This window comes from Streptomyces sp. NPDC001617 (genome assembly GCF_053596855.1).
Genome location: NZ_JBSFHA010000018.1, coordinates 13,424 through 32,509, shown reverse-complemented (window position 1 = coordinate 32,509; position 19,086 = coordinate 13,424). Strand labels below are relative to the sequence as shown.

The 19,086-nt window shown below is 70.0% G+C and carries 18 protein-coding genes and 2 pseudogenes; 7 read left to right on the top strand and 13 right to left on the bottom strand.

Annotated elements, in window-relative coordinates; translation table 11 throughout:
- Window positions 1–68: 68 nt before the first annotated feature.
- Window positions 69–500, top strand: coding sequence for an ATP-binding protein (locus ACWC09_RS16250; protein ID WP_450851182.1), 432 nt, complete (start codon window positions 69–71; stop codon window positions 498–500).
- 370 nt (window positions 501–870) lie between these two features.
- Here the strand turns inward: ACWC09_RS16250 and ACWC09_RS16245 are convergent, their stop codons facing one another.
- From ACWC09_RS16245 to ACWC09_RS16220, 6 genes are all read right to left on the bottom strand, one after another.
- The gene (locus tag ACWC09_RS16245) at window positions 871–1,278 is read right to left on the bottom strand and encodes a PIN domain-containing protein (protein WP_450851181.1); all 408 of its coding nucleotides are present in this window, start codon (window positions 1,276–1,278) and stop codon (window positions 871–873) included.
- Entirely contained in the window at window positions 1,275–1,508 is a 234-nt protein-coding gene (locus ACWC09_RS16240) for a type II toxin-antitoxin system VapB family antitoxin (RefSeq protein WP_053672219.1), read from the bottom strand. The genes ACWC09_RS16245 and ACWC09_RS16240 overlap by 4 nt, the downstream gene beginning before the upstream one ends.
- A 739-nt stretch (window positions 1,509–2,247) precedes the next feature.
- A complete protein-coding gene (locus ACWC09_RS16235) occupies window positions 2,248–2,970 on the bottom strand; it encodes a hypothetical protein (protein ID WP_450851180.1) in 723 nt (240 codons plus the stop codon).
- A 23-nt stretch (window positions 2,971–2,993) separates the two neighbouring features.
- Window positions 2,994–4,694 carry an RHS repeat-associated core domain-containing protein gene (locus ACWC09_RS16230; RefSeq protein WP_450851179.1) on the bottom strand — a complete coding sequence of 567 codons (1,701 nt, stop codon included), beginning with the start codon at window positions 4,692–4,694 and terminating at the stop codon, window positions 2,994–2,996.
- Window positions 4,695–4,760: 66 nt separating this feature from the next.
- Window positions 4,761–5,768, bottom strand: coding sequence for a M56 family metallopeptidase (locus ACWC09_RS16225; protein WP_450851178.1), 1,008 nt, complete (start codon window positions 5,766–5,768; stop codon window positions 4,761–4,763).
- Window positions 5,769–5,772: 4 nt separating this feature from the next.
- Complete coding sequence (locus tag ACWC09_RS16220) at window positions 5,773–6,198, bottom strand: BlaI/MecI/CopY family transcriptional regulator (RefSeq protein ID WP_450851177.1); 426 nt, start codon at window positions 6,196–6,198, stop codon at window positions 5,773–5,775.
- Window positions 6,199–6,634: 436 nt separating this feature from the next.
- On the opposite strand from ACWC09_RS16220, the gene ACWC09_RS16215 reads away from it, so the two are divergent.
- Together ACWC09_RS16215 and ACWC09_RS16210 are read left to right on the top strand one after the other, a co-directional pair.
- Window positions 6,635–7,021, top strand: a complete 387-nt coding sequence (locus ACWC09_RS16215; protein WP_450851176.1) for a hypothetical protein — start codon at window positions 6,635–6,637, stop codon at window positions 7,019–7,021.
- Window positions 7,022–7,128: 107 nt separating this feature from the next.
- Window positions 7,129–7,293: pseudogene (locus ACWC09_RS16210) on the top strand (polysaccharide deacetylase family protein); the annotation flags it as partial.
- Between the two features lie 411 nt (window positions 7,294–7,704).
- Here ACWC09_RS16210 and rfbC read toward each other — a convergent pair.
- Together rfbC and ACWC09_RS16200 are read right to left on the bottom strand one after the other, a co-directional pair.
- Window positions 7,705–8,301 (bottom strand): dTDP-4-dehydrorhamnose 3,5-epimerase, encoded by a 597-nt coding sequence (rfbC, locus tag ACWC09_RS16205; RefSeq protein WP_450851175.1) that lies wholly within the window; start codon window positions 8,299–8,301, stop codon window positions 7,705–7,707.
- Between the two features lie 15 nt (window positions 8,302–8,316).
- Window positions 8,317–10,287, bottom strand: coding sequence for a glycosyltransferase family 2 protein (locus tag ACWC09_RS16200; protein WP_450851174.1), 1,971 nt, complete (start codon window positions 10,285–10,287; stop codon window positions 8,317–8,319).
- A 133-nt stretch (window positions 10,288–10,420) separates the two neighbouring features.
- Between ACWC09_RS16200 and ACWC09_RS16195 the strand changes: the two genes are divergently transcribed.
- Genes ACWC09_RS16195 through rfbD form a run of 3 tightly spaced genes read left to right on the top strand, consistent with a single transcriptional unit; the run spans window position 10,421 to window position 13,415 of the window.
- Window positions 10,421–11,488, top strand: a complete 1,068-nt coding sequence (locus ACWC09_RS16195) for a glucose-1-phosphate thymidylyltransferase (RefSeq protein ID WP_450851173.1) — start codon at window positions 10,421–10,423, stop codon at window positions 11,486–11,488.
- The gene (gene rfbB / locus ACWC09_RS16190; protein ID WP_450851172.1) at window positions 11,485–12,471 is read left to right on the top strand and encodes a dTDP-glucose 4,6-dehydratase; all 987 of its coding nucleotides are present in this window, start codon (window positions 11,485–11,487) and stop codon (window positions 12,469–12,471) included. The genes ACWC09_RS16195 and rfbB overlap by 4 nt, the downstream gene beginning before the upstream one ends.
- A gap of 32 nt (window positions 12,472–12,503) precedes the next feature.
- Window positions 12,504–13,415 (top strand): dTDP-4-dehydrorhamnose reductase, encoded by a 912-nt coding sequence (rfbD, locus tag ACWC09_RS16185; RefSeq protein ID WP_450851272.1) that lies wholly within the window; start codon window positions 12,504–12,506, stop codon window positions 13,413–13,415.
- Between the two features lie 135 nt (window positions 13,416–13,550).
- Here the strand turns inward: rfbD and ACWC09_RS16180 are convergent, their stop codons facing one another.
- Together ACWC09_RS16180 and ACWC09_RS16175 are read right to left on the bottom strand one after the other, a co-directional pair.
- Window positions 13,551–15,020, bottom strand: a complete 1,470-nt coding sequence (locus ACWC09_RS16180) for a HAMP domain-containing sensor histidine kinase (protein WP_450851171.1) — start codon at window positions 15,018–15,020, stop codon at window positions 13,551–13,553.
- Window positions 15,001–15,708, bottom strand: a complete 708-nt coding sequence (locus ACWC09_RS16175; RefSeq protein ID WP_450851170.1) for a response regulator transcription factor — start codon at window positions 15,706–15,708, stop codon at window positions 15,001–15,003. Before ACWC09_RS16175 ends, ACWC09_RS16180 begins: the two co-directional genes overlap by 20 nt.
- Window positions 15,709–15,870: 162 nt before the next feature.
- Between ACWC09_RS16175 and ACWC09_RS16170 the strand changes: the two genes are divergently transcribed.
- Window positions 15,871–16,626, top strand: a complete 756-nt coding sequence (locus tag ACWC09_RS16170) for a hypothetical protein (RefSeq protein WP_450851169.1) — start codon at window positions 15,871–15,873, stop codon at window positions 16,624–16,626.
- Window positions 16,627–16,730: 104 nt separating this feature from the next.
- On the opposite strand, the gene ACWC09_RS16165 is transcribed toward ACWC09_RS16170, so the two are convergent.
- The 3 genes and pseudogenes from ACWC09_RS16165 to ACWC09_RS16155 all read right to left on the bottom strand — a co-directional run bounded on the left by ACWC09_RS16165 (window position 16,731) and on the right by ACWC09_RS16155 (window position 19,067).
- Complete coding sequence (locus tag ACWC09_RS16165) at window positions 16,731–17,054, bottom strand: ATP-binding protein (RefSeq protein WP_450851168.1); 324 nt, start codon at window positions 17,052–17,054, stop codon at window positions 16,731–16,733.
- Window positions 17,055–17,146: 92 nt separating this feature from the next.
- A pseudogene (locus ACWC09_RS16160) lies at window positions 17,147–17,476 on the bottom strand (hypothetical protein); the annotation flags it as partial.
- 319 nt (window positions 17,477–17,795) lie between these two features.
- Window positions 17,796–19,067 carry a COG4705 family protein gene (locus ACWC09_RS16155; protein WP_450851167.1) on the bottom strand — a complete coding sequence of 424 codons (1,272 nt, stop codon included), beginning with the start codon at window positions 19,065–19,067 and terminating at the stop codon, window positions 17,796–17,798.
- Window positions 19,068–19,086 lie beyond the last annotated feature (19 nt).

Here is a 19,086-nt window from a genome sequence, read left to right as displayed (position 1 = left end):
ACGACATGGCCGTGTTCACTCAAGTGGACGGGGCATGCGCGGTGCTCATCCCCATGACGAGGAATCACGTGGCCATCTCTGACACGACCTTCCGGCGCGCTCCCTCATCCCCGGACCTGACCTTCGAACTTCCGGCACACGGAGCCTGCGTCGGCGAGGCCCGCCACCGCGTCCGAGTCCACCTCACCCGCCTCGGCTGCGGTGACGACACCTGCGAGACCGCGGTCTTACTGGTCAGCGAGCTGGTGACCAACGCGATCCAGCACACACGCAGCACCCGGGTGACATGCTCCGTCGGGGTGACAGAGGGCGCGGTGCGGATCGAAGTGAGGGATCAGGGCGAGGACTGCGCCCCCGTCGCGCCGGTCCAGGCCGACGCCGACGACGTGCACGGGCGAGGTCTGTACCTGGTGGCGGCGCTCTCCCGGGAATGGGGAGTCCGGAGACCCGCCGACGGCTGCGGCCACACGGTCTGGGCGCTTGTGCCGGCCGCCGAATGAGCACGCGGCGGAACGACGCTGGGCCTGGCACCGGCCCTCCCCTCCCGTGCGGGGATGTGAGGGCTTGCGGGGAGACGAGGTGTCGCTTCCCGCTCCCCGCCATGACGTCCGGGGATCTGTGGCCGCGGGAGCTCGAGGCCGCGCCCGAGGTGGGGTGTAGAGCGCGAACACAGAGTCGCGGTCCTCAAGTTCACCGCAACACTGCCACCACCCCGGCTCGCGGAGGCCCCCCTTGCGGCACGGCTCGCGGATCTGGGCGGAGCGACGGCTGCGCTCAGAGGACCGGCCAGGTTCACGGTCCCAGGACGGTGATGGGGTCATCGATCCACGACAGGTCAAGGGGCTGCCAACGTGAACCTGCCACGGAAGATCAAGCTCGTGCGTCTCGCTGCTGAACTTCCTTGAGGACATCGGCCACCGTCACGAAGTCGTTGTCCACGTGGAGAACAGTGTGCCCATGGTGCACAGCTGTCGCACACACCAACAGGTCGATCGGTCCCGCCGCCCGATGCTGGCCTTGCTGAGTCAGCTTGTACTGGGCGGTGTCGACCCAACGCCAGGCGTTCTTCGGAACGGGCGAGAGCACGCAGAGCGCGTCCAACTCCTCCGCGAGCTCGTCCCGGTGGGCAGGGCTGGTTGCCGAGTAGAGAAACTCGGCACGTGTCGGCTCGCACAAGTGGAACACTCCGGCTGCAATGTGCCCCTCCCAAGGACGCAGCGCCCCCGGGGTGCGGAAAAGGTGCCACAGAGCCGAGGTGTCCACCAGATACGTGATCACTCGAAGGCCTCGCGTCGCGCACGCTTCTCCGCGTCATGCGCCGCCGCGGCCTGCTCGAACTCACCACGCGCACCCCGCGCGGCCAACTTCTCCGCGGCCTCAAGCCGCTTGATCCGCGCCACGTAGTCCCGAAGGGCCGCGTTGACGGTCTCCTTCTTCGTCGTGACGCCCATGAGCCGCATGGCCTCGGCCAGCGCCTCGTCGTCGAGATCAATCTGTGTGACGGACATCGGACACCTCCAACATCCACGATGTATGCACCCAAGATACATCACCAACATTGGGCGCCACGCACACCCGGTTCAAGGACCCTCTCCCGAGCTGGGGAGAGGGTCTCGAAACCATGCGCAGCGGACCTCCTTTCCAACGCGCCACGACTCAAAGGCAGGTGGCCTCCAAGTACGCGGGACGACATCCACTCCTGCGCCGAAACGAGGCCTACTGACGAAATGCGGTTCGCGAGGTGACGGATTGCCTCATCGGCCGCTGACGTTGTGCCGCGCCGGGTCGGCGGCGTCAGCGGCCGCCCTGCGGCCGCGACCTCCGTGCCGCCAGGAACACCAGCGCGCCGCCCGCCACCTGCAGGACGGCGGTGCCCGCCCGCAGCAGGACTCCGTCCGTGCCCGGCCGCGAGCCCGCCGCCGGTCGTCGCCCCGCTGCTGGTTCCCGCCCCGGAGCCGGACGGGCTCGCGGTGGCCGTGGCCGACGGGGACGCGGAGGCGCTGGGCTGGACGTCGCCGAGCCGGTGGCCTTCACCGCGATCGCCGCGGTCGTTCGCCGCGTCGTCGTCACGATTGGGGTACTCGGGGTTCTCCACCGCCCGCACGCCCGCGGTAACGCACCTGGTCACCTCAGCGCCGTGCTCTCAGCGCGGGTTCCACCTCACGCATACTTGCCCAGGGCCGGGAGCGTCGGGCCCAAAGCAGAAGAGGACACTCTCCTTCGGTCGCATAGCGGCGGACGCGAGCCTCATCCGTGGTAGAGCACACGAACGACGTACGCGTCGGCCCGAAGTGTGTCCAGGTAGTCGTTGAAGTACCGGCGTCGCTCAGCGCCCGCCATGGTGAGCCAGCGTCCGTCCAGGGTCAGCAGGGCGTGCGTAGGCAGGGCTTCGTCCGCGGCTTCGCGTACCAGGGTGTCGAGGTCGTCGCCGAGGCGGGCGACCGGGTCGCCGCCCACGAGGTCCTCCAGGTCCGGACGGTCCAGGTACGCCGCGATGACCGGCTGGGTGCGGTAGTCCTCCAGGGCCTGTGTCTGCGGGTAGCCCTCGGGGTCGGCGAGATGTCTGGCCCGGAAGTGGCCCCAGGGCCGGCCCGGCGGGTACGCGGAGGCGAAGTCCCGCCAGGTCTCGAAGGCCCGGCGGACCCCGGCGGCCGCCCGCGCGCGCGGTGTTTCGAGGTCCAGCAGTCCGCGCGGCCCGCCGTCGCACAGCGAGGGCGGGACGTCCCGCGGCTCTCCGGAGAGGGTCTCGCTCCCCCGGAAGAGACGGGGGTCGTCCTCGTGCCCCGGGACGACCGGGAACTCACAGCCCCGGCCGTCGATCCGCCAGTAGTCCCACCAGGTCTCCACCTCCGGCTCACCGGGGGCGCGGTCGCGGTTGTAGTCGTACGGCGCCATGGCCGCGCCGATCGCCCGGTGCACGTCCTCGGGGGCGCACGGCGGCACGCACACGGTCACTCGTTCCCTGGCCACGGTCGCTCTCTCCGGCCCTTTCCTCACGCCATCGGCGGCGGGTCGCAGGACACGAGCCAGCCGTCGCAGCCCCGCTGCCACGATCGCGTCGCGTCCCAGATCATGTAGAGGTCGCCGATCACCCCGAGGCCGCCCATGAGCTTACCGACCCTGCTGCCGCCGCCCGTCCTGGGTGCCGACGGCGCCTCGGGCACGGTGGGTGCCTTCGCCTGCGCCTCACCCGGGATGATCCGGATCGTTCCGCCGTCGATCCTGCGGACCAGCGGCTGGACCCGGTGCGTGTCGAACGAGCCGTCCGGCCAGATCACACGCACGTGTTTGTTGCCCACGAACTTGTCCCGGATCGTCTCCGCCTCGGCCTGGCTCTTGGCGACGTAGACGACGTTCTGGGTCTGGCCCTTGGCCTCTCCGTTCATCTTGCCCGAGACGGTCTTGGCGGTGTTGTCGGCGTCGAACACCTTGGCGTTGCTCTCGTTGGCGTCCCAGGTGTCGACACTGACGATCTTGCCGTTCTTCCAGGTGACCTTGATGTAGTCCGCCGTGGCGCCGGCGGCGACGTGGTCGCCGTTCGGGCCGTGCCACAGACCCTTCTTCGGCAGTACGCCGTTGTCGTCCTGCCACAGATACCGCGATCCGCTGCCGTTCTTGGAGCCGTCGTAGTACTTGCCGCCGTTGCGCAGGTCGTCGTTCATGTAGTCGAACGCGACCTTCTCCGAGGTGTTGTTCGTCGCGGTGCCCACGGTGTGCGGAACGCCCCGCTCGTCGTAGAAGACCTGGCGACCCCTGACCGTGCGCTCGGTGAGCGCGTGTTCGGGCTTGACCTCGGCGGGCGCCTTCACCGAGATGATGCGCCCGCCCCGGCAGACCGCCGTGCCCTCCCAGCACTCGATGGGCTGCAGGCCGTCCGGGTCGCTCTTGGTGACCGGGTTGTTGTCGGCATAGGCGTAGCCGTTGATCTGCAGCGGGTCGGACGGGTCGATGACCGGGTCGGCCGACAGGAAGCGGCCGGTGGACTGGTCGTACTCGCGGGCGCCGAGGTGGGTGAGGCCGGTGGCCGCGTCGTCGATGCCGGTGCGCAGGTAGGAGCGCCGGTCGGGCCAGCTGAAGGGCTGGGAGCCGCGGGTCTCGCCGAACGGCTTGACGAAGCGGCGGGTCAGGGGCTGCCCGCTCGTGTCGTCCACCGCGGTGGTGGAGGTGCCGAGCTGGTCGGTGAGCAGGATGCTCAGCCGGTGGCCCGTCGTACTGCCGTTCTTGGTGGAACGGACCACGGTGGGCGCCCCGGAGTAGGCGTAACCGCGCGACGCCGCGACGATGTTGCCCTTGATGTCCGCGCTCACCTGGGTCTCGCCGAGGTAGAGCACGCTGCCCGCGGCGGTGTGCTCCAGCAGACGGTTGCCCGCGGCGTCGTACACGTACGTCGTGCGGTCGGCCGGCGTCCACTGCTGGGCGGCGCTGCCGTTGCAGGTGTAGAGCTGCAGGTCGGTGCTGTCCGCGTCGTTGGAGTTCGGCACGTCGACGCACTTGCCGGACGCCGGGTTGTAGAGGCTCTTGTCGGAGGTGCGGACGGTGAACTTCTGCGCGCTGCCGCCGTCGCAGGTGGCCAGCAGGATCTTGGTGCCGTTCGCGGTGCCGAAGGCGCTCGCGCACTTGCCGAAGATCCGCAGGCAGCCGAGCCACCGGCGGCTACTTCTTCGCCCTGCCCTGCCCTGCGTCCGCGACAGCAAGGACTGGTTCGGACGCGGGCTGCCGGCGACCTGAACACGCGTAGCCGACAGGTCCCGGCCGCCTCGTTACGGGCGGTGCTCCTCAAGTTTCCGGCGATCGTTTTCCCCGAAGCAGAAGTCGGGCCCGTTCCGGTGTCCGCCGGCCGACGATGCGGTCGCCGTGGCGGCGTGCGCCGCGCACTCCGCGCTGTCCACCATCCGATCGCTGTCGGACGCGGCATTGACGAGGCTCACACAACACACGGCAAGCAACAGGCCGCCCACCACAAGGGGCAGACTCCGGCGTGCGGGCGGCGGGGCCAGCAGGGCCCGCACCCGCTGCGGAACCTCCCCGCCGGTCGCAGCCAGCGCCGCAGGCGGGGAGGCACCAGCGGATGCCAGGGCGGCGCGCCCGACGGCGTGCGCGACGAGCCTACGGTTGCCGACGCACTGCGCGGCTTCCTCGTCGGCCCACCGTTCCAGGACGAAGCCGCCCGCGACGGCCAGTGGCCGCAGCAGCGGATTCAGGGCCGCGGTGAGCCTCCACAAGCTTTGGAAGAGGTGGTGACGGCCGCGCAGGTGAGCCCGCTCGTGTGCGAGCAGGGCCTCGCGCTCCCGGTCGCTGAGACAGCGCAGCATGCCCCGGGAGACCACGATCCGGCCCGTCGGCCCGGGCAGCGCGAAGGCCAGCGGGGCGTCGTCATCCACCACGACCAGCTCCGTCTCCTCCGGCAGCCGTGCGCACTCCCGCCGCGCCCGGACCACGTGTCGGGTCTGCCGTACGGCGGCCACGCCCAGCGAGACGACGCCCACGGCCAGCACCAGTGCGCTGCCACCCGCGACGACGAGGTAAACCGGGTCCTCGGCCCGCAGCGCGGCCACCGACCAGCGGCCCTCCTCCGCGATCTCCGGAATCTGTGCCACACCGGTAAAGGCAAGCAGGGCGAGCGCCCCCGCCCAGCCGATCGCTGTCACGAGCGCGGCGCATGCCAGGGCCCAGGCGGCGCGGCGCGGGGGCAGCACCTGTGCCAGCCGGGGCGCGATCACGGCGAGTACGGCCGTGACCGCGAAGGGGACATAGACGCTGATCAGCACAGCCTTATGCCGTCCCTCCTGAGCGATGGTTCTCGGCGTGAGCATCGTGCCCGGACAGGAGCTGGTGCAACACGTGCTCGTCCTGCTTGGACAGTTCCGAGACGAAGCGGGCCAGGACTGCTTGCCGGTCGGGGCCGCCTTCCAGCAACGACCGCATGCGCCGGGCGGTGTGCGACGCCTCGTCCCGTACCGGCTCGTACGCATTGCCACGGCCCTCGCGGTGCCGGACGAGCATCTCCTTGTCGTGCAGCCGGGACAGGATGGTCAGCACGGTCGTGTAGGCCAGGTCACCCGGCAATGCCTCCCGGACCTGGCGGGCCGTCAGGGGCCCGTTGGCGGCCCAGAGCACGGCAAGGACATCGCTCTCCAGTTCACCGCGGGCCCGTCGGCCCGACGCCTCGGAAAACCCCTCGTCCCCTCGCTCCTCCACCGGAATCCTCCCTTCGTCATCCGTCCGCACAGAGTACTCGGCAGCCTCCTACTAGTTGTAGGAGGTATTTCCGGGCTTCGAACCTCGAACTACTACAACTCGTAGAGTTCCGCTGCTCCCGTTCCATGCGGAGGAAGACCCATGCCCCACGCCGCAATCACGGCGCCCGGACCCGCGCTCGCAGGCGCTGTTCCCCGGCAGCGCTCCGCGACGCCCGCCACGGGTCGGGTCTCGATCGTGTCCGCGAGTGTCGGAGCCGGTCACGACGGTGCCGCCGCGGAGCTCGCCCGCCGCCTCATAGCGCACGGCTACGACGTGGACCGCTTCGACCACCTCGCTGGAGGCGTTCGCCTCAGGCCTGCCCGTCGCCAGTTACCGCTGCATACCCGGGCACGGGCTGACCAACGCCGCTGCCCAGGACGAAGCCGACGCGGCCGTGTGGATACGCGACCCGGCCGATCTCAAGGCGGTGCTGTGCGACCTGATCGACGGCCCGCTCGGACTTCGCCAACGGGCAACGGGACTCGTCCTGTTCGCCCGGACCCCGGATGGCGGTCCGGCAGCCGAGATCGCGCGCGTGCACCGGACAGGCGTCCCCGGCCGGACTCCGCGTCCCGCCGCTCGGCGGCGACGCCGTACAACGCGGCGGCTCGCCGCCACCGCCGCCCTCGCGTCCGCCGTGTGGGCAGGCGCCGTCTCCACGGGAGTCGCGACGACGATGTACGGCACTCCGGATCTCATCCACGCCATCGGCCACCGTCTCGACCCGGACGGCTTCCCACCAGATCACACCGCCTCCCGGTCGGGAGACCGCCACTCGTGACCGTGGCCCGGATCCTACGCACGGCCACCCTCGCCGCCCTGCCCGTCCTCACCGCGGCCCACGCCGCACCCGTCATCTCCACTTTCGGGCCACTGCGCAACCGCCTCATGCCCCGTCTCTCGGGCCGCGGCCGCCCGGACCACATAGCCCTGACCTTCGACGACGGCCCCGACCCCCGCTCCACCCCGCGCTTCTTGCGCCTGCTCGCCGAGCGCCAGGTGCACGCCACGTTCTGGCTGCTCGGTCGCGAGGCGCACCGCTCCCCCGCCTTGGTCCGTGAGATCGCCGGGGCCGGTCACGAGATCGGCATCCACGGCTGGCAGCACCGCCCCCCTGCTGCTGCGCGGGCCACGCTCCACCCACGACGACTTCAGCCGGGCCCGCGACACCGTGGCCGCGATCACCGGGCACCGGCCGACGCTGTTCCGGCCCCCGTACGGGGTCATGAAGGGAGTCCACAGACCCTGCGAGCAGCCCGGCCCGCGGCCCGACAAACCGCAGCTGCTCCTGCCGGTGCCCGCCTGCGGGCTGCTCCAGGAGACAGCCGCGAGCCGGGTCGAGCGGACAGCGGATCGTCCGCACCCGCCCTGCCCTGCCCTGCCCTGCCCTGCCCTGCCCTGCACAGCGAACTCCGCGGCCCCCTCCCTGATGTCACGAAAGGGCCCATGACACGGCTGGGCGACTCAGCCGTTGCGGAGTGTCCTGCGGAAGGCCAGGCAATCCTCGTAAGCCGGAAGCAGACCCAGCGCCTCCGCCTCGGCCAGGGTCGGTGCCTGCGCGTCCTTGGGGGACAGCAGCGGCTCGATACCGGCCGGCCACTCGATGGCCAGGTCGGGGTCCAGCGGGTGGATGCCGTGCTCGCGCTCGGGGGCATAACCCTCGGAGCATAGGTACACCACAGTGGCATCGTCGGTCAGCGCGAGGAACGCGTGGCCAAGCCCCTCCGACAGGTAGACGGCGTGGTGGGTGTCATCGTCGAGCCGGACGGCCTCCCACTGCTTGTACGTCGGTGAGCCGACTCGGATGTCAACGATGACGTCGATGACCGCACCGCGCACGCACTGGACGTACTTGGCCTGGCTGGGCGGCACATCGGCGAAGTGGATGCCCCGCAGGGTGCCCCATTTCGAGACGGAGCAGTTGGCCTGGGCCAGGTTGAAGTCCTGGCCGGTCGCCGCGCGGAACTCGTTGCCCCGGAACCACTCGTGGAAGCTGCCCCGGTCGTCGGGGAAGACCTTCGGCTCCAGCACCCACGCGCCTTCGATACCCAGGGGTCGCATCTTTTCCTTGTCCCTTTACTTCTTGAGGGCGCGGCGGAGCCTGCCGGCCAGGCCACGCAGCCTCGACATGCGCGCAGTGACCGGAGGCTTGGCGACTGCCCTGACCGGCTTGACCACGAGCGTGCCGCCATCGGTCCGCAGGGCCAAAGCCAGCGCGGCGGACTTCTCCTTGCCGGCGGCGGGCAGGATCAGCCCCAGACGCCACCGGCCGTCGGCGAGGTCGCCCAGTGGAAGGTCGGCGATGAGTTCGGCGCCGCCCGCCGGGCGGTCCGCCAGCACGGCGGGCAAGGTCGAGGTGCGGCCGGCGCCGAGGCCGGTCAGCTTCAGCGTGACGTCGGCCCTGCCCGGGACGTGCAGCGGCAGGGCGGCGGTGAGGCGGGCGATGTCTCCGGTGACCGTGACCTCGGTCGGGGTCGGGGCGGCGAGGTCGTACGAGAACCGGTCGGTCTTCTGGCCGATGTCCAGCGAGAGGTTGCCGTGCGGGTCGGTCCAGTACGGGAACACCAGGCGCGCCGGGGAGCCGAGCAGAGCGCCGATGCGCCCCTGACGGACGTCGTCGCTGCGCACGGAACCCAGGCGGGTGTCCTTGGTCCAGCCGCAGGAGCTGATCCGGATGAACACGTCCCAGATGCCGTCGCCCAGTTCCGCGCCGTTCGCCGCTGTGAGCGGGTCGACCTCGGCGGTGGCCCGCAGGATCTGCCGGAAGTGCCCTTCCCGGCCTTCCACGGCGGTTTTCTCGCGGGTCAGCTCCACGGGCTGGAAGAACTCCGCCCCCGTGTCGCGCTCGCGCACGACCAGGTCCACCTTGGACTTGCCCAGCGGAGCGGAGGTGTCCGCGCCTACCAGCGCGATCGCGTCCATGCTGCCCTGCGGCAGCGGCGGGACGAGCAGGTCCTTGTCACGGTCCGAGCGGAAGGCGACCGGCCTGCCGCCCGAGATGTATTCGGCGGTGAAGTCGATGCGCAGCTTGCCGTTGTCCCAGCTCAGGCTCTCCAGAGCGCCGGAGGGCTTGATGCCTGTCTCCCACTTGGCGAACACCTCGATGTCGCCCAGGCGGTTCGCCGCGATCAGCCCGGCGACAATCTGCTGCGTGGGCTGCATGCCTGCGGCGACACCGGGGCCGAAGCGTTCGACGGCCACCTTGTGGATCTCGTCGAACAGCTCCTGACGGTAGTCGGCGGGCAGCTTCAGCAGCCGCTGCCCGCGCATCCGCTCGACCATCTCGACGCGCAGCCAGCGGCGGAAGATCTTGTCGCGCAGGGGGCCGGGCTCGGTCAGTTCCTCGACGACGTCCAGGGCCTCGCGGAGGTTCTTGAAGTAGCCGACCGGGTCGAAGCGTTGGAAGCCCGCGTTGGATGCGTCGTCCCGCTTGACGTGGTAGTAGCAGATGTAGTCGCTGAGGACGGAGACGTTGTCGGCCCTCAGGTAAGCCTCGGTGACGAAGACGTGGTCCTCCAGGCGGCGGCGCCCTTCCATGTACCGGAGGTTGTGCTTGTCCAGGAACGCCTTCCGGAACATCTTGTGCGGCGTGAGACTGTCGATCAGCGGGGCATTGTCGACGTTCGCGTGCGGCCGGTTCCTGCGGAACAGCTCCCGCGGGACCGGACGCCCCTTGCCGGCCATCTTCCCCACGATCACGTCGGCGCTGTTCTCCACGCCGTAGTTGTACATACGTTCAAGGGCTTCGTCGCCCAGCCAGTCGTCGTTGTCCACGAACTGGATGAACTCACCCTTGGCAGCCGCAATGCCGACGTTGCGCGGCTTGCCCGACCAGCCCGACGCCTCCTGATGGATGACGTGCATGTGCGGGTACTCGGCGGCGAGCCGGTCCAGGCGCTCGGGAGTCTCGTCAGTGGAGCCGTCGTCGACGAAGATCGCCTCGTACTCGTCGACCGGCAGGCTCTGACGCAGAAGAGAGGCGATGCAGTCCTCGATGTACCTACCCGGGTTGTAGACCGGGATCACCACGCTCACCTTGATGGGCACGTGTCTTTCCGCCTCCGCTACTGAGTGACTTCATGACGGCCACCTCGGACGCCTCCCAGCCCAAGCGAATCTACTACATGTTGTAGAGTTCGACTGTCCGCCCCTCCTCTGAACCATTGGCGAAATGTAACGAATGAAAGCTCTCGTTCTCTCCGGTGGCTCGGGCACGCGCCTCCGTCCCATAACCCACACATCGGCCAAACAGCTGGTGCCCGTAGCCAACAAACCCGTGCTGTTCTACGGACTGGAGGCCATCGCCGACGCCGGCATCACGGAGATCGGGATGATCGTCGGCGACACCGCCGAAGAGATCCGGGAAGCCGTGGGTGACGGCTCGAAGCTCGGGATCAACGTCACGTACATCCCCCAGGACCAGCCGCTCGGCCTGGCCCACGCCGTGCTCATCGCGCGCGAGTTCCTGGGCGACGACGACTTCGTGATGTACCTGGGCGACAACTTCATCGTCGGTGGCATCACCGGCCTCGTCGACGAGTTCCGCACGGAACGTCCCGACGCGCAGATCCTGTTGACCCGGGTGCCCAACCCGTCGTCGTTCGGTGTCGCCGAGCTCGACGAGAGCGGGCGCGTCAAGGGGCTGGAGGAGAAGCCGAAACAGCCCAAGAGCGACCTGGCGCTGGTGGGTGTGTACCTCTTCACTCCCAGCGTCCACGAGGCCGTCCGCAGCATCCAGCCGTCCTGGCGCGGCGAGCTGGAGATCACCCATGCCATCCAGTGGCTGATCGACCAGCGCAAGGACGTCCGCTCGACGACCATCTCCGGCTACTGGAAGGATACCGGGAACGTCGCCGACATGCTGGAGGTCAACCGCTCCGTCCTGGAGACACTCGAGCCCGGCATCGAGGGCACCGTCGACGAGTCCAGCGAGATCGTCGGCCGTGTGCGGATCGACGTCGGTGCCGAGGTCCGCGGATCACGGATCGTCGGCCCCGCCGTCATCGGCCCCGGTTCGATGATCAGCGACTCCTACATCGGCCCCTTCACCTCCATCTCCGAGGGCTGCCGGATCGACGACAGCGAGGTGGAGTACTCCATCGTGCTGCGCGACTCCTCCATCACCGGCGTACGACGGGTCGAGACCTCGCTCATCGGCCGCAACGTCGAGGTCACCCCCGCGCCCCGCAATCCCTCAGTCCACCGTCTCGTCCTCGGCGACCACAGCAAGGTGCAGATCTCCTCATGACCACCAGAATCCTGGTCACCGGCGGCGCCGGTTTCATCGGCTCCCACTACGTCCGCTCGCTGCTCGGTCCGGCCGGCCCGGGCAACGTGGCGATCACCGTTCTGGACAAACTCACCTACGCGGGCAACCCGGCCAACCTCGACGAGGTGCGCGATCACCCCGGCTTCGCCTTCGTCCAGGGCGACATCTGCGACCCCGAGCTGGTCGCGAAGCTGCTGGCCGAGCACGACGAGGTGGTGCACTTCGCGGCCGAGTCGCACGTGGACCGCTCCATCGACGGCGGCGCGGAGTTCGTCCGTACCAACGTGGTCGGCACCCACACCCTGATCGACGCCGCGCACCGGGCCGGGATCAAGACCTTCGTACACATCTCCACCGACGAGGTCTACGGCTCCATCGACGAGGGCTCCTGGCCGGAGACGCACCCGCTGCAGCCCAACTCGCCGTACTCCTCGGCCAAGGCGTCCAGCGACCTGATCGCCCTGTCGTACCACCGCACCCACGGCCTCGACGTGCGGGTGACCCGCTGCTCCAACAACTACGGGCACCACCACTTCCCCGAGAAGGTCATCCCGCTGTTCATCACGAACCTGCTGGACGGCAAGAAGGTCCCGCTGTACGGCGACGGCGGCAACATCCGCGACTGGCTGCACATCGACGACCACATCCAGGGCATCGACCTGGTGCGCACCAAGGGCCGGGCGGGAGAGGTCTACAACATCGGCGGCGGCACCGAGCTCTCCAACAAGGAGCTGACCGGGCTGCTGCTCAAGGCGTGCGGCGCGGACTGGGACGAGAGCGTCGAGTACGTGCAGGACCGCAAGGGCCACGACCGCCGCTACTCCGTGGACTGCACCAAGATCCGCACCGAGCTGGGCTACGAGCCCCGCAAGGACTTCGCCACCGGCCTCGCGGAGACGGTCACCTGGTACCGCGAGAACCGCGCCTGGTGGGAGCCCCTGAAGGAGCGCGCGGCGCTGTGACCTCCACCTGGCTGATCACGGGTGCGGGCGGCATGCTCGGCAAGGACCTGCTGGCCCGCCTGGCGGCCGACGGCGAGCAGGGCGTGGGCCTGGCCCGCGGGGATCTGGACATCACGGACCCGGAGGCGGTGTACGAGGCCGTCGCGGAGCACCGGCCCGACGTGGTAGTCAACTGCGCCGCCTGGACGGCCGTCGACGACGCGGAGACCCAAGAAGCCGAGGCTCTGCGGATCAACGGCGACGGCCCCCGGAATCTGGCAGCAGCCTGCTCCAAGGCCGGCACCAGACTGCTCCAGGTCTCCACGGACTACGTCTTCGCGGGCGACGGCACCTCTCCGTACCCCGAGGACGCCCCCACCGCCCCGCGGAGCGCCTACGGCCGCACCAAACTGGCCGGCGAGCAGACGGTGCTGGCAGCCCTCCCCGACGCGGGCTACGTGGTGCGCACCGCGTGGCTGTACGGCGCGGGCGGCGGCAACTTCGTCCGCACGATGATCAAGCTGGAGGGCGTCAAGGACACCCTCGACGTCGTCGACGACCAGCGCGGCCAGCCCACCTGGACCGTCGACCTCGCCGACCGGCTCGTCCGCCTCGGGCGTTCGGCGCTGGCCGGTACCGCCCCGGCCGGGACCTACCACGGCACCAGCGGCGGCGAGACCACCTGGTTCGGCCTCACCCGGGAAATCTTCCAGCTGCTCGGCGCGGACCCCGCGAGGGTCCGCCCGACCACCAGTGCCGCCTACGTCCGCCCTGCTCCCCGGCCCGCCTACAGCGTCCTCGGCCACGACCGCTGGTCGGCCGTCGGCCTCGAGCCGATCCGCGACTGGCGTGAGGCTCTGCACGAGGCGTTCCCGGCGCTGCTCGCCACCGAGCCGTCGTCATCACGCAGGCACAGCCCCCGAGCGCCGTGTGCGACCAGCGCGGATGCGGATAACGCGCACTGACCGACACAGGCCGGACCGTCATGCTCACCTTCGCCCTGGGCACCGCCACCGGCGACCTGACCCGGCTTCCGCTTCGACGTCGGATCCGTGGACCCTGCGCTGCTCTTCGGCGCAGCGATCCTCGTGCCGTGCGTGCTACACCGCTTCGCCTGGCTCAACGTCGTCGCCGCGTTTCCCCGAGCCGACCGCTGCACTTCGGCGCTGGGCACCGCCGGACTGCGCTGATGCGGTGGGCAGACTCACGGTGATCAGGGCCCCGCCCAACGGGTGGTTGGCGAGGCTCATCTGGCCGCCGTGGGCCGCGGCGATCGTCCCGACGATGGCGAGGCCCAGCCCGCCGGAACCCGCGTCACGCGGGTTCGGCGGCGGCCCGGCGAGCATGTCGGGTGGGAAGCCCTGGCCTTGGTCGTGCACGCACAGGCGCACCACGCCGTCCCCGTGTTCGGCGCCGAGGGTGATGCGGCCCGGCCCGGAGGGGCCGCAGTGGCGCAGGGCGTTGTCGAGGAGGTTGTGCAGGACTTGGCGCAGCCGTACCGGATCGAGGTTGGCGGTCGCTTCGCGGCTGCCGGCACATTCCACGGTGACCGTCGAGCCGTCGGCCATCGCGCGGGCGCGGAACGCCTCGGCCGCGTCGGTGAGCAGCCGCGGCAGGGAGACCGGTTCGCGGCGCAGCGGGAGCCGGCCCTGTCGAGTGCGGGCGAGGACAAGGAGATCCTCGGCGAGCCCGACGAGGCGGTCTGTCTCGGCGGCGGCGGAGCGTACGGCGGCTTCGAGTTCGGTGCGGTCGCGCGGGCGCGCGGTGGCCAGTTCGAGCTGGGCCCGCAGGAGGGCCAGCGGGGTGCGCAGTTCGTGTCCTGCGGTGTCGATGAAGCGGTGCTCGCGTTCCAGCGCCTCCTGGAGGCGCGCGAGCATGGCGTTGAGGGTGTGCGCCAGACGGGCCAGTTCGTCCCTGGTCTGCGGGACGGTAAGGCGCCGTTCGGGCTCGGTCTCGGAGATCGCGGCGGCCTCCCGGCGGATGCGCTCCACCGGTCGCAGGGCCGCGCCGGCAAGCAGCCAGCCCGTGTACGAGGACGCCGCCAGGGCGAGCGGGCCCCCGATGAGCAGCAGGAGCAGCAGCCGGTCCAGCGCCTCCGCGCGGTCGCCGAGCGGTGCGCCGACGACGAGGACTGCGCCCTGTGCGACCGCCCCCGGCACGCGAACGGGCAGGGCGAGCAGCCGCGCGGGGTCGTCGATACCCACGACATGACGGCTAAGGAAGACGGGCTTGGTGACGGTTCGGGTGGTGCCCGGCGGCAGCATGGGCGCGGCCGCGACGGCCGGGGTCGTCTCGACGACGTCGCCGTGCGGCGTGAGGATCTGGCCGAACGACTCGTCGGGGTCGATGAGCCCTCGGCCCGCGTCCAGCGGGGCCCGTTCGCGCTGGGCCAGCGAGCTGACGGTGGCCGCGGCCCGTGCGCGCAGATCTAGGTCGACGGCGCGGGTCAGCTCGGTACCCATCCGGGTGTAGAGGAAAGCGCCCAGCGCGGTCAGCACCACCGCCATCGCCAGACAGAACGCGAGCGTGAGGCGGAGCCGGACGGGGAGCCTAGCCAACGGACCGCGCATGATCCGCATGCTCCCTGCGGTCGTCCCTCAGCCAGTAGCCTGCGCCCCGGGAGGTGCGCAGTGACTGTCGTCCGAAGGGACGGTCGATCTTCTGTCGGAGGTAGCCGACGTACACCTCCACGACGTTCGAGTCCGCGTCGAAGGTGAAGTCCCATACGTGCTCGATGAGTTCGGCCTTGGACAGCACCTCGCCGGGCCGCCGCATCAGGCACTCCAGCAGCGCGAACTCCTTGGCCGTCAGCGTGACCGGAGTTCCGTCGCGGGCCACGGAGCGGGTCGCCGGATCGAGGGTGAGGTCGCCGACGGTGAGCACGGCGGGCCGTTCACGGACGCCCCGCCGCATCAGCGCGCGCAGCCGGGACAGCAGTTCGGCCAGCGCGAAGGGCTTGACAAGGTAGTCGTCCGCCCCCAGGTCCAGTCCGCGCACCCGATCCTCGACGGAGTCCCGCGCGGTCAGCAGCAGGACGGGCGCCCACCGGCCGGCGGCACGGACCTCACGTAGCACGCCGAAACCGTCGGTGCCCGGCAGCATCACGTCCAGGACGATCACGTCGTAGTCGGTCTCCCCGGCATACCAGAGGCCCTCCTCGCCGGTGGCGGCCACGTCGACCGCGAAGCCGTTCTCCGCCAGACAGCGCCGCAGCAGCTCCGCCATGGGCGCTTCGTCCTCGACCACGAGAATCCGCATGGCGCCTCCTCGCGCAGGCCCTGCTTGTGTCCAGCGTAGTGGGGGTGGCTAAGGGGACGCTGAGTCCATCCGAGCGGACCCCCGGGAACTCGTGGGGACTTTCAGGGTCCCCTTAGCCGCTCGCGAGCAGGCTCGAAGCCACAGTTCGACGAGGGAGTCCCGATGATCGGCAAAGGCATGGCACACAGAGCCCTGGTCCTCACCGTCGCCGCCGGCTGCACGGCCACGGTCGTGCTGACGGCCTGTTCGTCGGGTTCGGGGAGTTCGGATCACCGGTCCGCGGCGCCCGCGACGACCAGCCCGGTTCCCCGCAGCTTCTCGGCGACCGTCGACAACCCGTGGTTCCCGCTGCCGCCCGGCCGGACGCTGGTCTACAGCGGTATCAAGGACGGCGCCAAGTCCACGGAGTACCTCACCGCCACCCGCGAGACCGAGAAGATCACCGGCATCCCCTGCCGCGTCGTCGAGGACCGCCTCTACACCGGCCGCACCCTCCACGAGGCCACCCGCGACTACTACTCCCAAGACGCCGCCGGAAACGTCTGGTACTTCGGCGAGGACACCGCCGAACTCGATGCCCACGGCGACATGCTCTCCACCGAGGGCACCTGGCGCGCCGGCCGTGACGGCGCCCGCCCGGGCATCTTCCTGCCCGCCCACCTGGTACCCGGCGCCGCCGGACAGCAGGAGTACTACCCCGGCCAGGCCGAGGACCGATTCCAGATCCTGGACCTGACCTCCCGTGTGTCCGTCCCGTACAAGACCTTCACCGGAGCCCTGCGCACGAAGGAATGGACGCCGCTGGAGCCCGGGGTCGTGGACAACAAGTACTACGTCAAGGGCATCGGCACAGTGAAGGAGGTCACGGTCAAGGGCGGCCCCTTCGAGGAGAACGTGTTGACCGCTGTCAGGGGCTAGGAGGCGCCGGACCGGGCCGGGGCCGCGGGCCGGTGCGGGGACCGGGCCCGCGTCGAACGCCCATGACGGCTTCACGTGGTGCCGGCGCGTGCTCTCCCCGTGCATCAGGTACCAGGAACAGGCGCCCCTTGTGCCTCGTCCTGATCGGCGGGGAGGAGCAGCGTGAAGGTGGCCGGGTGTGCACGGGTCAGGGAAAGCCTGCCGCCGAGCGAGACGGCCAGGTCCCGGGCGAGAGCCAGGCCGATACCCGCTCCCTGTCCGCCCCCGGTGTGCCCGCGGTCGAACAGCCGGGCCGGCTCGCCCTCCACGGCGCCTTCGTCGCTGACGTCGAAGGCGAGGGCACCGTCCAGGTCGCGCACGGCGATCCGGACGGTGCCGCGCCCGTGCGTCCGGGCGTTGTCCAGCAGGATGCCGAGCACCTCCGACACGGGCGCGCCCGGGACCAGGGCATCGGCCGGTACGTCCCGTGCGGCGCACTCCAGGCGTCTGCCGTCCTGGGCGAACGGGCCGTGCCACCGTTCCCCAGACCGGAGAGGACCGCCAGGTAGATCCGCAGAAGGGTGGTGGAGTCGGACCACGACGCAATCGGCGCGACAAGGAGAGAGATGCCGCGGGCGCGGGGCGCGCTGAAGAAGGCGGCGGGAACCTGGCCACTGACCTGGCTGACGTAGACCGTCTCGTCCCAGCCGAGACCGAGATCCGGCCGTACGAGGACAAGCTGGGCAAGCGTGAAAGCCCCTGCAACCGCCGCGAGCCAAGGTTCGGCCCACCGGCGCCGAAGCCGGGCCGACCGCGGCGGGAAACCGGTGCGAGTGGCACCGGTCATCGTGACGTTCGAACCGTCGGCCATCCCGCACCTTTCGTCGTCACGCGCCCCGGAACCAAGTTCTCCTACACCTTGTAGGAGAACAGTTCACCGTACGGCTCGTCGGTTGGAGACGGGTGAGAGGAAGCCGTCTCCCTCACCCCTGTCCAAGGTGAGGGGATGGCGGGCCGCAGCCCACTCGACAGGCCCGAACGGCGTAGTGCCGACGAGTTCGAACGGCCTCCGCTGTCCGCTCACCAGGAGCCATCAACACCGGCTTCGACCGCCCCGACGGAGTTCGCGGATATGCCCGGGCTGCCGCAGGCGACTCGTCATCTCCGCCGGCCGGGCGTGGGGTGGCCTGTCAGCCCATGTCCGTCAGGAGGGCGTTCAGTTCCTTCTCCTGCTGCGCGGGCGACATCGGGGGGTTCGAGTGGTCGATGCCGAAGGTCTTGAGCATTTTGTCCATCTGGGCGTCGATGGAGGTCCAGCCGGTGTTGTCCAGCGGCTGCAGCGAGGCCTGGTCGGCATCCCACAGGTCACGCAGCGACTGTGCGGCCGCGTGCGCTCCCTTCGCGTTCCCCGAGCGTGCGTCCTTGAGCGAGGTGGAGGCGAGGGTCTTCAGCGCGGCGACCTTGGCGGGCGGGAACTTCTTCACTGCCTGGCCGGGAGCCATCTGGACCGCGGAGGTGTTGTCCTCCTCCGGCGCCGGGCCGACGTGCGGCTGGCTGTGGGCCCAGACCAGCAGGCTCGTGGTGGCGACGGCGAGCAGGCCGAAGCCGGCCAGACCGACGCGCTCCTTGCGCGGGTCGCCGGTGACGTGTGCGGCGTGGGCCGCCTCGTAGGTCTCGCTCACATCCGAGCGCGTCACCGTCAGGTAGACCACCGTCGCCAGGATCAGGCCGAGGAAGATCAGGCTGGTGGTGAAGGTGCCCAGCGCGAGGCCGGTCGGCTCGCCCGGCTGAGCGACCTTCGGGGAGGCGAGCCAGTCGCCGATGTTCGCGCCCAGCGGGCGGGTCAGGATGTAGGCAAGCCAGAAGGACAGCACCGGGTTCGCACCGAACTTCCACAGCAGCGTGATCGCAGCGATGAGACCGAGCGGCAGCAGCACCGAGGCGCCCGGGCTCCAGCCGGTGAGCTCGAGGGTCCAGTCACCGGTCGCGGTGCCGAGCGCGAAGGTGACGAGAACGGCGAGCCAGTAGAACGACTCGCGCGGTAGCGTGGTGACCGAGTGGATCGACAGCGTGCGCTCGCGCAGCCACCACACGCCGAAGACCACCGCGAGCAGCACCGAGAAGACCGCGGAGCTGATCCACAGTGGCACATTGAGCTGGTCGGTGAGGATGTCGGTGTACAGGGTCCCCGTGACGCTGACAACGACCACGGTCAGCCAGTAGGGGAACGGGACGTACCGCTTCAGCCGCAGCTGGACGGCCAGGACCACCACGAACACCCCGGTGAAGATCCAGGCCGTGTTCACCAGGCCGACGCCCAGCTTCATGTTGATCCAGTCGGCGAAGCTCTCCCCCACCGTGGTGCACAGGATCTTGATCACCCAGAACCAGATGGTGACCTCGGGAACCTTGTTGAGCATGAGGCGCCCGCTGCGCGTGCGCGCTTCCGTAGTCGTTGTCATGCAGGGAGGTTTACGCGGG

Coding starts and splice junctions, on each gene's coding strand:
- rfbD (WP_450851272.1), top strand. CDS start 12,504: ATGCTCGGCAAGGACCTGCTGGCCCGCCTGGCGGCCGACGGCGAGCAG.
- ACWC09_RS16155 (WP_450851167.1), bottom strand. CDS start 19,067: ATGACAACGACTACGGAAGCGCGCACGCGCAGCGGGCGCCTCATGCTC.
- rfbB (WP_450851172.1), top strand. CDS start 11,485: ATGACCACCAGAATCCTGGTCACCGGCGGCGCCGGTTTCATCGGCTCC.
- ACWC09_RS16240 (WP_053672219.1), bottom strand. CDS start 1,508: ATGTCCGTCACACAGATTGATCTCGACGACGAGGCGCTGGCCGAGGCC.
- ACWC09_RS16170 (WP_450851169.1), top strand. CDS start 15,871: ATGATCGGCAAAGGCATGGCACACAGAGCCCTGGTCCTCACCGTCGCC.
- ACWC09_RS16180 (WP_450851171.1), bottom strand. CDS start 15,020: ATGCGCGGTCCGTTGGCTAGGCTCCCCGTCCGGCTCCGCCTCACGCTC.
- ACWC09_RS16175 (WP_450851170.1), bottom strand. CDS start 15,708: ATGCGGATTCTCGTGGTCGAGGACGAAGCGCCCATGGCGGAGCTGCTG.
- ACWC09_RS16195 (WP_450851173.1), top strand. CDS start 10,421: ATGAAAGCTCTCGTTCTCTCCGGTGGCTCGGGCACGCGCCTCCGTCCC.
- rfbC (WP_450851175.1), bottom strand. CDS start 8,301: ATGCGACCCCTGGGTATCGAAGGCGCGTGGGTGCTGGAGCCGAAGGTC.